Origin of the sequence: Streptomyces sp. NBC_00414, assembly GCF_036038375.1 — a bacterium.
Taxonomy (GTDB): domain Bacteria; phylum Actinomycetota; class Actinomycetes; order Streptomycetales; family Streptomycetaceae; genus Streptomyces.
This window is the reverse complement of the sequence record NZ_CP107935.1, coordinates 2,237,982-2,252,453: the sequence shown is the minus strand read 5'-3', so window position 1 is coordinate 2,252,453 and position 14,472 is coordinate 2,237,982. Positions and strand designations below refer to the sequence as shown.

Annotated in this window: 12 protein-coding genes; 2 read left to right on the top strand and 10 right to left on the bottom strand. The window is 71.8% G+C overall.

Annotated elements, in window-relative coordinates:
- Window positions 1-4: 4 nt before the first annotated feature.
- The 3 genes from OHS59_RS09665 to OHS59_RS09655 all read right to left on the bottom strand — a co-directional run bounded on the left by OHS59_RS09665 (window position 5) and on the right by OHS59_RS09655 (window position 4,458).
- Complete coding sequence (locus OHS59_RS09665; protein WP_328492969.1) at window positions 5-1,261, bottom strand: ABC transporter substrate-binding protein; 1,257 nt, start codon at window positions 1,259-1,261, stop codon at window positions 5-7.
- A gap of 178 nt (window positions 1,262-1,439) precedes the next feature.
- Window positions 1,440-3,266: an AMP-dependent synthetase/ligase gene (locus OHS59_RS09660; protein WP_328492968.1), complete on the bottom strand. Its 1,827-nt coding sequence runs from the start codon at window positions 3,264-3,266 to the stop codon at window positions 1,440-1,442.
- Between the two features lie 325 nt (window positions 3,267-3,591).
- Window positions 3,592-4,458, bottom strand: coding sequence for a LysR substrate-binding domain-containing protein (locus OHS59_RS09655; protein WP_328492967.1), 867 nt, complete (start codon window positions 4,456-4,458; stop codon window positions 3,592-3,594).
- Window positions 4,459-4,620: 162 nt separating this feature from the next.
- Here OHS59_RS09655 and OHS59_RS09650 point away from each other — a divergent pair, with 162 nt between their 5' ends.
- Window positions 4,621-5,664 (top strand): bile acid:sodium symporter family protein, encoded by a 1,044-nt coding sequence (locus OHS59_RS09650; protein WP_328492966.1) that lies wholly within the window; start codon window positions 4,621-4,623, stop codon window positions 5,662-5,664.
- Here the strand turns inward: OHS59_RS09650 and OHS59_RS09645 are convergent.
- From OHS59_RS09645 to OHS59_RS09630, 4 genes are all read right to left on the bottom strand, one after another.
- On the bottom strand, window positions 5,603-6,838 hold the full coding sequence (locus tag OHS59_RS09645) for a DUF4185 domain-containing protein (protein WP_328492965.1): 1,236 nt from the start codon (window positions 6,836-6,838) through the stop codon (window positions 5,603-5,605). The two genes, OHS59_RS09650 and OHS59_RS09645, sit on opposite strands and share 62 nt — an antisense overlap.
- A 10-nt stretch (window positions 6,839-6,848) precedes the next feature.
- On the bottom strand, window positions 6,849-8,738 hold the full coding sequence (locus OHS59_RS09640) for an exo-alpha-sialidase (RefSeq protein ID WP_328499145.1): 1,890 nt from the start codon (window positions 8,736-8,738) through the stop codon (window positions 6,849-6,851).
- Window positions 8,739-8,993: 255 nt separating this feature from the next.
- On the bottom strand, window positions 8,994-9,734 hold the full coding sequence (locus OHS59_RS09635; RefSeq protein ID WP_328492964.1) for a collagen-like protein: 741 nt from the start codon (window positions 9,732-9,734) through the stop codon (window positions 8,994-8,996).
- Window positions 9,731-10,003, bottom strand: coding sequence for a hypothetical protein (locus tag OHS59_RS09630; protein ID WP_328492963.1), 273 nt, complete (start codon window positions 10,001-10,003; stop codon window positions 9,731-9,733). Before OHS59_RS09630 ends, OHS59_RS09635 begins: the two co-directional genes overlap by 4 nt.
- 264 nt (window positions 10,004-10,267) lie before the next feature.
- On the opposite strand from OHS59_RS09630, the gene OHS59_RS09625 reads away from it, so the two are divergent.
- Complete coding sequence (locus tag OHS59_RS09625) at window positions 10,268-10,810, top strand: isochorismatase family protein (protein ID WP_328492961.1); 543 nt, start codon at window positions 10,268-10,270, stop codon at window positions 10,808-10,810.
- A 106-nt stretch (window positions 10,811-10,916) separates the two neighbouring features.
- Here OHS59_RS09625 and fdhD read toward each other — a convergent pair whose 3' ends face one another.
- The 3 genes from fdhD to OHS59_RS09610 are packed head-to-tail and all read right to left on the bottom strand — an operon-like array spanning window position 10,917 to window position 14,468.
- Window positions 10,917-11,780 carry a formate dehydrogenase accessory sulfurtransferase FdhD gene (fdhD, locus tag OHS59_RS09620; protein WP_328492960.1) on the bottom strand — a complete coding sequence of 288 codons (864 nt, stop codon included), beginning with the start codon at window positions 11,778-11,780 and terminating at the stop codon, window positions 10,917-10,919.
- Window positions 11,781-11,787: 7 nt separating this feature from the next.
- Window positions 11,788-12,648, bottom strand: coding sequence for a 2Fe-2S iron-sulfur cluster-binding protein (locus OHS59_RS09615; RefSeq protein ID WP_328492959.1), 861 nt, complete (start codon window positions 12,646-12,648; stop codon window positions 11,788-11,790).
- Complete coding sequence (locus OHS59_RS09610; RefSeq protein WP_328492958.1) at window positions 12,645-14,468, bottom strand: NAD(P)H-dependent oxidoreductase subunit E; 1,824 nt, start codon at window positions 14,466-14,468, stop codon at window positions 12,645-12,647. The genes OHS59_RS09615 and OHS59_RS09610 overlap by 4 nt, the downstream gene beginning before the upstream one ends.
- Window positions 14,469-14,472: the final 4 nt, after the last annotated feature.

The window sequence follows — 14,472 nt, the reverse complement described above, 5'->3', positions numbered from 1 at the left end:
TCCCCTACTTGAAGGGAATCGGCGGATAGCACTTGAACGGCGCCGACACCACGTACTCGCCGCCCTTGAGCTGGACGAGCGCCCCGCAGCCGAACGACTCCTTCTGGCCCTGCCGTTCGGCCCGGTCGCCGACCAGCGTTCCGGTGTCCGCGAACCCGTCCGCCGCCTTCTGGAAGGACGACACGGTCAGGTCCTTGCCGGCCTTCTCGGCGATGGCGAGGAAGAGATCGGCCGACATGTAGCCGGTCATCATGTGCATGTTGAGAGGCACATCCTTGCCCGCGGCCTTCCTGATGTCCTTCCCGAACCGCGCCATCGCCGCACTCCGCTGCTCGAACGGCTGGAACGACGTCAGGACGTGCACCCCTTCGAGCGCCTTCCTCGTCGCGCTCTCGGCGAGCAGCCCCGGGTCGTAGTCGGTCGGATCGGTGAGCACACCGCGGTACCCCGTCCGCTTGACCGCCGTGAACAGCCCGATGTTGTACGGGGTCTGCATCACGGAGACGATCGCGTCGGGAGCCTTGCCGCCGTCGCTGCGCAGGATCTCCTTGGTGTACGCCGACCAGTCGCTCGGGACGGCCGCCGCGGGCACCGACGGTTCGGCGTAGGTGACCTCGAACCCGGCCGACTCGAAGCTCTGCCGGTAGGTGCGGATGCCGAACTTCCCCGCGTCGCTGTCGTTCGCGATGATCGCCACGCTGCGGCCCCCGGCGCCGCCCATCACCTGTTCGAGGCCCTCGGGCCAGGTCTGCGAGATGGTGCCACCCGGCATCGGCACCATGCAGCCGCCGAAACCGTAGATGTACGACGGCCCGCAGAAGGAGGGCAGCGTGCCCCAGCCGAAGGTGGGCACCCGCTGTTCCTGCAGGAAGTCCGCGCCGGAGAACGTCGTCGAACTCATCGGCGCGATCGCGAACACCTTGTCCCGCTGGACGAGTTCGCGGGCCGCCGCCAGGTTCCGTGACGGGTCCTGGCCGTCGTCCTCCGCGCCCAGGTAGTCGATCTCCCGTCCGTGCACGCCGCCTTCCGCGTTGGCGCGGTCGAAACGGGCCTTCGCGCCCAGGTCGGTGTCCTTCTTCGAGTAGCCGCTCGCCGTTGTCATCGAGACGATGCCGCCGACCCTGATGTCGGTGTCGGTGACCCCGCGTACGGAGTCCCCGGCTTTCGAAGTGCCGCCGGACGATGCCGAGTTGCAGGCGCCGGTCAGCAGCAGCGCGGTTGCGGCCACCGCTGCGGCGATGGTGCGGGTCGGTCGCGACACGGTCGGCCCCCTCCGTCGGGTGACCGAAATGATCCGTGGGATCTGACGGGCCGTCAATATGTGGCGCGCCTATATGTGACGTACCGTCAGGTCACGTGTCGGGTGCGGGCAGGTGCGGGCTGAGCGCGCCCCGCGGCGGAGCCGCAGATTGACACGGCCCCGCGCCCCTTACGGGCCGCTACGCGCGGTACAGGGCCTCGACCTCCGCCGCGTACGCGTTCTCGATCGCCTTGCGCTTCAGCTTCAGGGACGGGGTCAGCAGGCCGTGTTCCTCGGTGAACTGGTGGGCCAGTATCCGGAAGGTGCGGATCGACTCGGCCTGGGAGACCAGGGTGTTCGCGGCGACCACGGCCCGCCGTACCTCGGTCTCCAGGTCGGGGTCCCGCACCAGCTCCGCGGGGGTGAGCTTTGCCTTGCCCCGCATCTGCAGCCAGTGGTCGACGGCCTCCCCGTCGAGCGTGACGAGCGCCGCGATGTACGGCCGGTCGTTGCCGACCACGATGCACTGCGCGACGAGCGGATGGTCGCGCACCCGCTCCTCCAGCACCCCCGGCGAGACACTCTTGCCGCCGGAGGTCACCAGGATCTCCTTCTTGCGCCCGGTGATGGTGAGGTAGCCGTCCTCGTCGAGCGCGCCGATGTCGCCGGTGGCCAGCCAGCCGTCGTGCAGGGACGCGTCGGTGGCCTTCGGGTCGTTGAGGTAGCCCTGGAAGACGTTGTCGCCGTGCAGCCAGATCTCGCCGTCGTCCGCGATGTGCACGGTCGTGCCCGGGATGGGCTGGCCGACGGTCCCGTACCGGGTGCGCTCGGGCGGGTTGGCGGTCGCCGCGGCCGTGGACTCGGTGAGCCCGTACCCCTCGTAGATCTGCACGCCGGCGCCCGCGAAGAACAGGCCGAGGCGCCGGTCCATCGCGGAACCGCCCGACATCGCGTGCCGTACCCGGCCGCCCATCGCGCTACGGATCTTGGAGTAGACGAGCTTCTCGAAGAGCTGGTGCTGCATCCGCAGCGCAGCCGAGGGCCCCGGGCCGATGCCCCACGCCTTCGCCTCCACCGCGTCCGCGTAGCGCACCGCGACCTCGACGGCCTTCTCGAACGGGCCGCCCTTGCCCTCCTTCTCGGCCTTCCGGCGGGCCGCGTTGAAGACCTTCTCGAAGATGTACGGCACGGCCAGGAAGAACGTCGGCTGGAACGCGGCCAGGTCGGGCAGCAGGGCCGCCGCGTTGAGCTGCGGCTGATGGCCGAACTTGACCTTCCCCCGGACGGCGGCGACCTGCACCATGCGCCCGAAGACGTGCGCGAGGGGGAGGAACAGCAGGGTGGCCGCCTCGTCGCCGCGCTTGGAGTGGAAGAGCGGCTCCCAGCGCTCGATCGCCGTGTCCGTCTCGAACATGAAGTTGGCGTGCGAGAGGACACAGCCCTTGGGGCGGCCGGTGGTGCCGGACGTGTAGATGATCGTCGCCGTCGACTCCGGGGTGACCGCGCGACGGTGCCGGTGCACCACCTCGTCGTCGATGTGGCCGCCCGCCTCGTACAGCTCCTGCACGGCGCCCACGTCGAGCTGCCACAGCTTGTGCAGCGTCGGCAGCCGGTCGATGACCGTGGCGATCGTCATCGCGTGGTCCTCGTGCTCCACCATCGCCGCCGACACCTGCGCGTCGTGCAGCATCCAGAAGACCTGCTCGGCCGACGAGGTGGGATAGATCGGCACGACCTGCGCGCCGATCGACCACAGCGCGTAGTCGAAGAGGGTCCACTCGTAGCGCGTACGGGACATGATCGCGACCCGGTCGCCGAAGCGGACACCGTGGGCCAGCAGTCCCTTCGCCAGCGCGAGGACCTCGTCACGGAACTCGGCGGACGTCACGTCCCGCCACCTGCCGTGCTCGTCCTTGCGGCCCAGCGCGATGTAGAGGGGGTCCTCCTGGGCATACTCGAAGACGGCATCGGCCAGGCCGCCCACCGGCGGTGCCGACGCCAGGGGAGGGTTGGTGAACTCGCTCAATCCCCACTCCTTGTGTGCTCCGCAGGCGGTGAAAGCTACCCCACGTGACGCTGCCGCGGGAGGGGCCGTGAATCGGGCCCGGGCGGGATGTACGCACTGGTCAACCCCTGAAATCCGGCCACAAGGGGGGAGGGCGGGACAGAATCCTTACTCTTCCGTAAGTTTCGGTTCCGTAATCTCCACGGAATCTGTACGGGGCGCTTACCGGGGTCCGGGCGCGCTCGGCGCCTTCGCGGGGTGCAGCCGACGGCCGGATGGATCTGCGGGCCGGTGAGGGCCGGCCGCGCCCCGCGGCGGAGCCGCACATGTCACAGCCCGCGCCCCGTTACGGGGCCCGGTGCAGGCGGTCGCCTGCCGTGAGGATCGAGGCGGCCAGGGCGTCCGCCGCGCCCCGGGCCGCCGTGTGGCGTCTGCCGTGGAGCAGGACGAACTCCACCTCGCCGAGTTCCGGCAGGCCCGCGCGGTCGGGGACGCGGACGAGCCCCGGCGGGATCAGGCCCCGCGAGTGCGCCATCACACCGAGCCCCGCGCGGGCCGCCGCGATGAGCCCGTTGAGGCTGCCGCTGGTGCACGCGATGCGCCAGGACCGGCCCTGGCGCTCCAGGGCCTCCAGGGCCAGGGCCCGGCTGATGCCCGGCGGCGGGTACACGATCAGCGGGACCGGACGGTCGGGATCCAGCCGCAGGCGCTCCCCGCCGATCCAGACCATGCGGTCGTGCCAGACCAGTTCGCCGCGCGGGTCCTCCGGGCGGCGCTTGGCCAGTACCAGGTCGAGTTTCCCCTCGGCGAGCTGCTCGTGGAGGGTGCCCGAGAGCTCGACCGTCAGCTCCAGGTCGACCTCGGGATGGTCGTGCCGGAACCCCTCCAGGATCTCGGTCAGCCGGGTGAGGACGAAGTCCTCCGAGGCGCCGAAGCGCAGCCGGCCGCGCAGCCGTGTGCCGCTGAAGAACGCCGCCGCCTGCTCGTGCGCCTCCAGGATCCGGCGCGCGAACCCGAGCATCGCCTCGCCGTCCTCCGTCAGTTCCACGGAGTGGGTGTCCCGGGTGAACAGCTGCCGCCCCGCGGTGGCCTCCAGGCGCCGCACATGCTGGCTGACCGTGGACTGCCGCAGCCCGAGCCGCCGGGCCGCCTGCGTGAAGCTCAGCGTTTGGGCCACGGCGAGGAAGGTACGCAGTTGCGAGGGGTCGTACACCGGCCCGAGGCTACCGGGTCATCGTGTTTCGTGATGACAGTCAGAGCGGTGTACCGGATTCCCGATCAAGGGCCGGAGGAGGACGATGGAGAGGGCACGCACCGTCGGGAAACCGCCGACACGACCCAGCACCGTCAGCGCCCCCAGCACCATCGGAGCACCGTGAAACGCCTGAAGTGGCCGTCCTGGCTGCCGATAGACCCGTACATCCTGCTGCTGCTCGGCACGGTCGGTCTCGCCGCCCTGCTGCCCGCCCGGGGCACCGGTGCGGAGGTCGCCTCCGGCGCCTCCACCGCGGCGATCGCCTTCCTCTTCTTCCTCTACGGGGCGCGTCTGTCCACCCGCGAGGCGATGGACGGCGTACGGCACTGGCGGTTGCACCTCACGGTCCTGGCCTGCACGTTCGTGCTCTTCCCGCTGCTGGGGCTGGCGACCCGCGGCCTCGAACCGGTGCTCCTGGACCACTCCCTCCACACCGGACTGCTCTTCCTGACCCTCGTCCCCTCGACGGTCCAGTCGTCCATCGCCTTCACCTCCATGGCGCGCGGCAACGTGCCCGCCGCGATCTGCGCGGGCTCCTTCTCCTCCCTGGTGGGCATCGTGCTCACCCCGCTGCTCGCCGCGGCGCTCCTCGGCTCCACCGGCGGCGGCTTCTCCGCGGACTCGCTCCTGAAGATCGTGCTCCAGCTGCTGGTGCCGTTCCTCGCCGGACAACTGCTGCGCCGCTGGATCGGCGGCTTCGTCGCACGCCACAAGAAGGTCCTCGGTCACGTGGACCGCGGCTCGATCCTGCTCGTCGTCTACACCGCCTTCAGCGAGGGCATGGTGCAGGGCATCTGGCACCAGGTCAGCCCGCTGCGCCTGGGCGGACTGCTCGCCGTCGAGGTCGTGCTGCTCGCGGTGATGCTGGCGGTGACCTGGTACGGCTCCAAGGCCCTCGGCTTCGGCCGGGAGGACCGCATCGCCATCCAGTTCGCCGGCTCGAAGAAGTCCCTGGCGTCCGGACTGCCCATGGCGAGCGTGCTGTTCGGCGCCCACGCCTCACTGGCCGTGCTGCCGCTGATGCTCTTCCACCAGATGCAGCTCATGGTCTGCGCGGTCATCGCCAAGCGCCGCTCCCGCGACCCCGAGCCGCAGCCGTCCCTCAGCCCGGACCCAGCCGGAGCGTCACGAATCGCGGTCGGTACAGGGACACGTTCCGGCTGAGGTTGGCCTGCGCCGTCACCCCGCCGTTCGTGTCCAGCCAGTTGACGTCGTAGCTCAGCACGAGCCTGCCCCGGCTGATCGCGGGATGGACCTGCGGGTTGTACGCGGCCACGCCCGCCCCCCGCTCCGGCAGCGGCGGGCTGAAGCCCTTGCCGGGCCCGTGCCAGGGCCCGGTGGGGGAGCACGCCCAGTACGAGGTGACGGTCGTCAGCCCCTCGGCGCCCGCCGCCATCGTGAACAGGACGTACGTCCCCTTGTCGCGGGCCACCGTGAAGGCGCTGCCCACTCCCTCGCGCCCGCCGTCGCCGAGCACGGGCTTCATGTGCGAGGGGATGGTCCAGCGCTCACCGTCCCAGTACTGCCACGCGTCCGGGTCCGCGAGCCGGCCCCGGGGCACGCGCGCGACGTACGCGTTCGACGCGGGCCGGGACGCGGCCCGCGCGTCGTCACCGCCGAACACGTACGTCCAGTCGTCGTCGTGGGTCAGCGCGGTCGTGCCGAACAGCACCCGCCGCGCCGGATCCCGGACCTTCTGCTGGTCGAGGATCCGCGTGATGCCTTCGAGCCGCAGATCGGGCAGCGACAGCGTGGCGACCTCGGTGGCGGTGGGCACCCCGTAGATCCACGGGTACGCGCCGGTCGTACGGGTCCACAGCACGACCCGTACGACCTGCTCGGACGAGCCGGGGGAGCGGGGCTCGACGCGTGCCGCCACCGGCCAGCGCCACTGCCCGGGCGCCGGGTCGGCGAACAGGGGAGCGGGGAGCGTGCGTCGCAGCCGCCCGTCCTCCATGACCACGGCCGAGTTGCGCACCAGCGGCGCGGTCGTGTCCCGCCAGGCGTAGGACTCGCCCGCCGGGTTCGGCGGCCGGTGCACCTGACCCAGATAGGTGTCCGAGAACAGCCAGAGCACCCGCCCGTCCGGCAGCCGCACCGAGTGCGTGCCGTCGCCGCCGGTCCAGTCGTCGGCCCGCGAGGCGTCGTCCCCGTACCGCGCGAACGCGTCCGTGACGTCGGTGTTCGCGTCCCACGAAGCGACCGTACGGGCCCGGCATCCGGCGTCCCCGCTGTCGTCCTCGGGGACGGCCGTGAGCAGCACGGCCCCGAGGACCAGAGCCAGGAGCAGACCCAGCCCGGTCCCCGTGCGCTGTCGTGCTCGTGCGTCGTCGGGCACGCCTGGGACGTTAGTGGCCGGCGCTCACCCGGTCCATGGGCAGCCACAGGACGGCGTCTCCGGTCACCGCCTCGTCCGCGGTGCGCACAGCGGCCAGTTCGGCGTCGCTCAGCGCCCGGTCCCAGACCCGGACGTCGTCGAGGGCGCCGGTGAGGTGCGCGCGGCTGTCGAGCTTCTGGCCGACGTGCACCCCGAAGGGCGAGTTGCGGCTCACCGATCCGGGTACGTCCGCCACCGTTCCGGCCGCCGTCCCGTCGATGAACAGCGTCAGCCGACCCGCGCCCCGGCGCAGCGCCAGATGGTGCCACTGCCCGTCGTTGTACGCGCCGGTCGTGCGCACGGACGCGGACCGGGGGGCGCTCGCGCCGTCCCTGGTGGTGATCAGACCCTGGACCCGGTTGTTCGCGGGCTCGCCGCGCAGCCACACCTGCGGCTGGGTGGAGCCGACCCCGCCCATCCACAGGAACGGCTGCTCACCCGTCGTGGCCGTGTAGCGGAACCACAGCGACGCGGTGAAGTCCTTGCTCCCGAGCGGCAGTCCGGCCCGGTAGGGCAGGCGTACGGCGTCGTCGGCGCCGTCGAAGGCGAGGGCGCCGCCGAACTTGCCGTCCGTCTCCCGCGCGCCGCCGAGGACCGCCGCGCCGGGTGCGCGCGGGGCGAGGTCGGGGGTGGTCGGGTCGGGGCCGCGGCGCGGGGCCAGCCAGTCCTCGGTGAACCGTGCGAAACGGATCTCGTCGCGGGCGTCCACGGCGCCGCCCTCGTACAGCAGGCCCGCCGTACCGGCGCCGATGCCGACCAGGTCGGAGTAGCCGGACCAGTCCGTCGTGACCACCGTGCCGCGGTCGACGCTGTCCCAGGTGCGCCCGTTGTCGTAGGAGGAGCGGATCATCATCGTGCGGCGGCGGTCCGGATCGCCGGGGCAGGCGAGCAGGATCCGGTCGCCCAGCCGGAGCGTGGAGCCCTGGACCTGCGGTGTGTAGAGGTCGGGCAGAGCCTTGAAGCGCGAGGTGAAGCTGTCGCCGCCGTCGGTGCTGAACGCCTGGGTGCGGTGGCCGAGATCGGTGCCGTCCTGCTCGCGTCCGCTGACGAGGACCGTGCCGTCGGCGCGCTCGGTGACGGTCATCTCGGACGGCTTCTGCCGGAACGTGCCGTCGTCCGCGATCGGCCAGGAGTCCGTCGCCCCGATCCGCCAGTGGTCGCTGCCGTCGTCGCTGACGATGAGCGCCGCGTGGTTGGCGCTGACGCGGCTGCCGTCCCACGTCTCGGTGTTGACGGCGAAGACGAGGCGCCCCGGGTGCTTGCCACGGGTCAGCTGGATGCCGTGCACCGGACCGGTCGCGTACCAGGAGTTCCAGTGCGCGGGCAGGATCTGGTCGCTGAGGTCGCGGGGCTCGGACCAGGTGAGGCCGTCGTCGTCGCTGTGCTGCATGTGCGGGGTGCGGTCGCACGGCACCGCGCAGTTGCCGCCGTCCGTACGGCCCGTGTTGTACGTCTCGGCCAGCACGATCCGGCCGGTCCCGCGGTCCACGATCGGGGCGGGGTTGCCGTGGGTGTCGCCCGCGCCCTCGTCGATGACCTGGAGCGGGCCCCAGGTACGGCCGCCGTCGGTGGAGCGCTTGAGCACGATGTCTATGTCGCCCGCGTCGCTGCAGTCGTTCGTCCGGCCCTCGGCGAACGCCAGCAGGGTGCCCTTGGTGGTCTTCACGACGGCCGGGATCCGGAAGCAGGCGTATCCGGGATCCTGGGAGGCCTTGAACAGCACCTGCTGCTCGAACGAGGCGGTCTCGCCGGGTTCGGCGGCCGGCAGGGCGTGTCCGGTGCCCGGCAGCGCGAGCAGCGCGGTGACGGCGAGCACCGCTGTCAGGGCGGTCCTCAAGGGGCTTCTCAGAGGGCTTCTCAGGCAGGTTCCTCTTCGTCCGGTACGGCCTGCGGAGCGGACGGTGCGTTCGGCGGAGCGGAGAGTTCGGGGGAGTGCGCGAAGACTTGACGGCATGGTGCGACCTGCCCTTCATGCGTCTGGACATCTGGACATCCCACGTCCAACGTGCGCGCCCCAGAGGCTACTTTGGCTCTCCGGCACCTCACAAGAAGCGTGCGCGGGCCGTGGCCGACGGAGTTCCCTCCGTCGCAGCAGTGGCAGTGGCAGGAGCAGGGTTCAGGGGGCCGGGGCCTCGGCCGCGCCCTTGCGGCAGATGAGGGCGTCGGGGTCGTTCGCGGGCACCTGGAGGGTGTAGCCGTCCGGGCAGGCGGTGCCGGGCTCCCCCTTCTCCCCCTTGTCGCCCTTCTCTCCCCTGGGGCCGGTGTCACCTCGGGTGCCCTGGTAGCCCTGATACCCCTGAGCGCCGTCGGGCCCAGGAGGCCCCGCGGGTCCGTCGGACCCGTTCGCGCCGTCGCTCCCGTCCGCGCCGTCGGTGCCCGGCGAACCCCGCTCCCCAGGCTGCCCGGGCTGCCCGGAGGGTCCCGGCGAACCCGTCGGTCCCGGCGGCCCGGCCTCACCGCGCGACCCGCGGTCCCCGCCCGGCCCGGCTGCTCCGTCGTTCCCGGCCGCGCCGCCGGCCCCGGTCGCGCCCCGCTCGCCCCTGGCGCCCGGCCGGCCGTGGGCCGCGGTCGGCACCCGCACCCGGTCGAGCAGGTCGTCCACCGCGTCGGAGGGGTCGGGGGCCGCCGGGGTGCCGCCGCCGGCCTCGACCTGGGCGCGCAGCGCGCGCACGTCCTGTGCCAGTGTCGACACGGCGTCGCCCCGCCGGGCCGTCTCGGCGCGCAGCTCGTCGGCCCTGCGGTCACCGGCGTCGATCCGCGCCCACAGGATCACGGCGACGCCGCTGAGGGCGATCAGCACGCACACGAGGAAAATGCCGCGCCAGCGCACGGCGAGCACCCGCTGGATCCGGGTCACGGTGCTCCTCCGAGTCGGTGGATGTCGAGCCGCAGGCGGGCGATCTCCGACTGGTCGGCGGTGTGCATCGTCGCCAACTCGTCGATACGGGTGTCGCGTTCGACGACCTGACGCTCAAGGCGGTCGCGCTCGGACTGGAGTTTTTCGGTCAGGCTCGAATAGCCGTTCAGGGCGTTCTCGCCCCGCTTCCCCAGGTATGCCACGAGGGCCGCGCCCAGCACGCCCGCACAAGCGAGTAACGAGCCGAGCAGGGTGGTGCCTGCATCCAAGTATCCGCCTCCTACCTGGACGACGGGCCACGCTCGGGCCCGTCGAGTCAGTCAGGAGAACGATGCGGGGCCCGCCGGGGCACGCGCCCGTCACAGCGATACGTCCGGATGGGTGCTGAGGGGGCGTCAGTTCCGCCTGTACCACCGCCCTGTGTGGTACACGGGACGGTCGGCCGGGCGTATGTGCGGAGGGGCGCGGTTGATTCAGCGCCCCGTTGGCCCGGATTTCCCCTACGGACGGCTGACGCGGGCTAACGTTCCGTCATGAACGCACCGGACATCGAGCCCCGTCTCGCCCTCGACCCCGCCCGCACCGCCCTCGTCCTCGTGGACCTGATGGACCGCATCGTCGGACTGCCCCTGGAGCCCCGCAAGGGCACCGAAGTGCTGTCCGTCGCAATGGAGTTGACCGCCGCCTTCCGCGCGGTGGGCGCGCCGGTCGTCCTCGTCCGCGTCGAGCGGCCCGGTGTGCCCGAGCAGCCGCCCGGCAGCGGGCTCGTCGCGGGGCTCGCGGCCGACGGCGACATCGAGGTGGTGAAGCGGACGATCGGCGGCTTCCAGGGCACAGGTCTGGACGAGCGGCTGCGGGACCGCGGGATCACCACGGTGGTGTTCGGCGGGATCGCCACGAACCTCGGAGTCGAGTCCACCGCCCGCGCCGCCGGTGACCTCGGCTACGACCTCGTCTTCGTCGAGGACGCCATGGCCGCCCTCACCGGCCCCGAGCACGAGGCCTCGGTGAAGCTGGACTTCCCGCGCCTGGGCACGGTGGTCACGGCCTCGGAGGTGCACTTCACCAAGGGCTGAGCCGTACATCCGCCGTACAGCGGTGAGGATTGAGGCGGGGCCCCTCCGGCGCAGGGGGCGCTCCCCGCCGGATCGGGGCCCCGCCGCCGTGCAGCGGGGAGACCGGTCAGCTCTGGGCGGCCGCGGCCTGCAGAGCGATGCGGTGCTCGCCCGCGTACACGTTCATGGAGGTGCCCCGCAGGAAACCTACGAGGGTCAGATTCGACTCGGCGGCCAGGTCCACCGCCAGCGAGGACGGCGCCGAGACCGCGGCGAGCACCGGGATGCCCGCCATGACCGCCTTCTGGGCCAGCTCGAAGGAGGCTCGCCCCGAGACCAGCAGGACCGTGCGGGACAGCGGCAGGGAGCCGTTCTGGAGAGCGCGGCCGACCAGCTTGTCGACCGCGTTGTGCCGGCCCACGTCCTCCCGGATGTCGACCAGCTCGCCCTCCTCGGTGAACAGCGCCGCCGCGTGCAGACCCCCGGTCCGGTCGAACACGCGCTGCGCCGCGCGCAGCCGGTCGGGGAGGCTCGCGAGCAGTTCGGGCCCGAGCCGTACCGGGGGAGTCGTGTCGCCGTGCGTGTCGTCGATCGTCCAGCGGGCCGTCGTACGGACCGCGTCCAGGCTGGCCTTGCCGCACAGCCCGCAGGACGACGTCGTGTACACGTTGCGTTCGAGCGTGATGTCGGGGATGACGAGCCCGGGCGCCGTCCGCACGTCCACGATGTTGTACGTGTTCGAGCCGTCCACCGTGGCGCCCGCGCAGTAGACGATGTTCAGCAGCTCGTCGGCCCGGCCCAGAACCCCCTCGCTGACCAGGAAGCCCGCCGCGAGCGCGAAGTCGTCGCCCGGGGTGCGCATCGTGATCGCGAGGGGTTTTCCGTTGAGCCGGATCTCCAGTGGTTCCTCGGCGACGAGCGTGTCCGGGCGGGTGGTGACCGCCCCGTCGCGGATGCGGATCACCTTGCGTCGTTCCGTGACTCGTCCCATGTCCTGATCAGTCCCGGTTCTGTACGTGCTGGTAGCCGAAGCGGCCCTTGATGCAGAGGTTGCCGTGGGTCACCGGGTTGTCGTGCGGCGAGGTGACCTTGACGATCTCATTGTCCTGTACGTGCAGGGTGAGATTGCAGCCCACTCCGCAATAGGCGCACACCGTGGTCGTCTCGGTCTGCGCCGACTCGTCCCACGTACCCGCCGCACGCATGTCGAACTCCGACTTGAACGAAAGTGCCCCGGTCGGGCACACCTCGATGCAGTTGCCGCAGTACACGCAGGCCGAGTCCGTGAGGGGACCGTCGTGCTCGACGGCGATGCGGGCGTCGAAGCCGCGCCCGACGACCGAGATCGCGAAGGTGTTCTGCCACTGGTCGCCGCAGGCGTCCACGCACTTGTAGCAGAGGATGCACTTGTCGTAGTCGCGCACGTAGAGGTCGTTGTCGATGCGCGGTTCCTCGTCGAGGCGGGCCGCGTCGGGGCCGAACCGGTCGGGCTTGGCCTCGTACTCCTTGAGCCAGCCCGCGACCTCGGGCGTGGTGGACAGGTCGACGGAGGACGCGAGCAGTTCCAGGACGACCTTGCGGCTGTGCCGGGCCCGCTCGGTGTCCGTGCGGACCTCCATGCCCGCCTCCGCCTTGCGGGAACAGGCCGGTACTAGGGTGCGCGCGCCCTCGACCTCCACGACGCACACCCGGCAGGCGTTCTTCGGGGTGAGGGTGTCGCCCTGGCACAGGGTCGGCACGTCCTTGCCCGCCGACCGGCAGGCGTCGAGGATCGTCGAGCCCTCCGGGGCCCGCACGGGCGCGCCGTCGATCGTGAACTCCAGCAGGCGGCGGGGGATCCCCAGCGATGTCACGGTCATTCGTACGCCCCCAGGCGGTCGATGGCGGATTCCACGGCGTTCCACGCGGTCTGTCCCAGACCGCAGATCGAGGCGTCCTTCATGGCCCGTCCCACCTCCCGCAGCAGCGTGATGTCGGCGGCGGCGTCCGCGCCGGTCCGCTCGACGATCCGGTGCAGGGCCTCCTCCTGGCGGACGGTCCCGACCCGGCACGGCACGCACTGCCCGCACGACTCGTCCCGGAAGAACTCGGCGATCCGCAGCAGCAGACGCGGCAGCGGCACGGTGTCGTCGAAGGCCAGCACGACCCCGGAGCCGAGCGTCGTGCCCGCCTCCCGCGTGCCCTCGAAGGTGAGCGGGATGTCCAGTTCGTCGGGCCGTACGAAGCCACCGGCCGCGCCGCCCAGCAGGACCGCGCGGAGACCGTCGCGTACCCCCGCCAGGTCCAGCAGCTCGCCGAGCGTGGCGCCGAACGGCAGCTCGTAGATGCCGGGCCGGTCCACACTGCCCGACACACAGAACAGCTTCGGTCCGGTGGAGGTGCCGGTGCCGATCGCCGCGTACGCCGGGGCCCCCATGGTGAGGATCGGCAGGACGTTGACCAGCGTCTCGACGTTGTTCTCGGCGGTGGGTTTGCCGAACAGGCCCTTCTCCACGGGGAAGGGCGGCTTCGACCGCGGCTCCCCTCTGTATCCCTCGATGGAGTTGAAGAGGGCGGTCTCCTCGCCGCAGATGTACGCGCCCGCGCCGCGCCGGATCTCGATGTCGAAGGCGTACCCCTGGCCGAGGATGTCGTCCCCGAGCAGGCCGCGCGCGCGTGCCTGCCCGATGGCGTGCTCCATGCGGCGCAGGGCTCGTGGGTACTCGCCGCGCAGGTAGAGGTAGCCCTTGTGCGCGCCGACCGCGTAGGCCGCGATCGTCATCGCCTCCACGAGGGAGTACGGGTCGCCCTCCATGACGACCCGGTCCTTGAAGGTGCCCGGCTCGGATTCGTCGGCGTTGCAGACCAGGTAGTGCGGGTGGTCGGGCTGGGACGCCGTGGCCTGCCATTTGCGGCCGGTGGGGAAGGCGGCGCCGCCGCGCCCGACCAGACCCGCGTCGGTGACCTCGCGGATGACCCCGGCGGGGCCGATCGCGAAGGCCTGCCGCAGGGCCGTGTAGCCGCCGTGCGCCCGGTAGTCGTCGAGCGAGGCCGGATCGACCACGCCGACCCGGTTCAGCAGCATGAGGGAGGGGTCCCCGGCCTGCGGGACCGCCAGCGCGGCGGCCGGTTCCTCGGGCGCCGAGCCGGGCGAGCTCGCCGCGAGCACGGCCCGCTCGACGGTCGCGGGCGCCGAGACGGCCGTACGCACCGGGTCCCCGGCCTTGACCGCGAGCGCGGCCGGGGCCCGTTCGCACAGGCCGAGGCAGGGGCTGCGCTCGACGCTCACCCCGCTGCCGAGGCCGAGGCGGGCCTCGACGCCCGCGCACAGTTCCGCCGAACCGGCCGCCGCGCACGCCAGGTCCGTGCACACGTGCAGGACCGTGGCGGGGCGCGGTTTCACCGAGAACATGGCGTAGAAGGTGGCGACCCCGTACGCCTCCGCCGGCGGGACCGTCAGCCGTCGGCACAGGTAGTCGAGGGCGCCCTCGCTGATCCAGCCGATCCGGTCGTTGACGGCGTGCAGCCCCGGCAACAGCAGGTCACGACGTTCCCGGGCCTCTCGCCCGCCGCGTGCCCACCTGAGGTCGGCATCGCTGCGGTCGGCGCCCTCCCACGAAGACTCCGGAGGGCCGAGCAGCGTGTCGACGGCCGCCCGTTCCTCGTCCGTCGGTTTGCTGTCACCGAAGTGCAGGTCCACTCAC

What these genes read in the sequence shown, in the direction of transcription:
- OHS59_RS09625 (WP_328492961.1), top strand. Translation starts at nt 10,268, where the DNA reads ATGAACGCACCGGACATCGAGCCCCGTCTCGCCCTCGACCCCGCCCGC.
- fdhD (WP_328492960.1), bottom strand. Translation starts at nt 11,780, where the DNA reads ATGGGACGAGTCACGGAACGACGCAAGGTGATCCGCATCCGCGACGGG.
- OHS59_RS09615 (WP_328492959.1), bottom strand. Translation starts at nt 12,648, where the DNA reads ATGACCGTGACATCGCTGGGGATCCCCCGCCGCCTGCTGGAGTTCACG.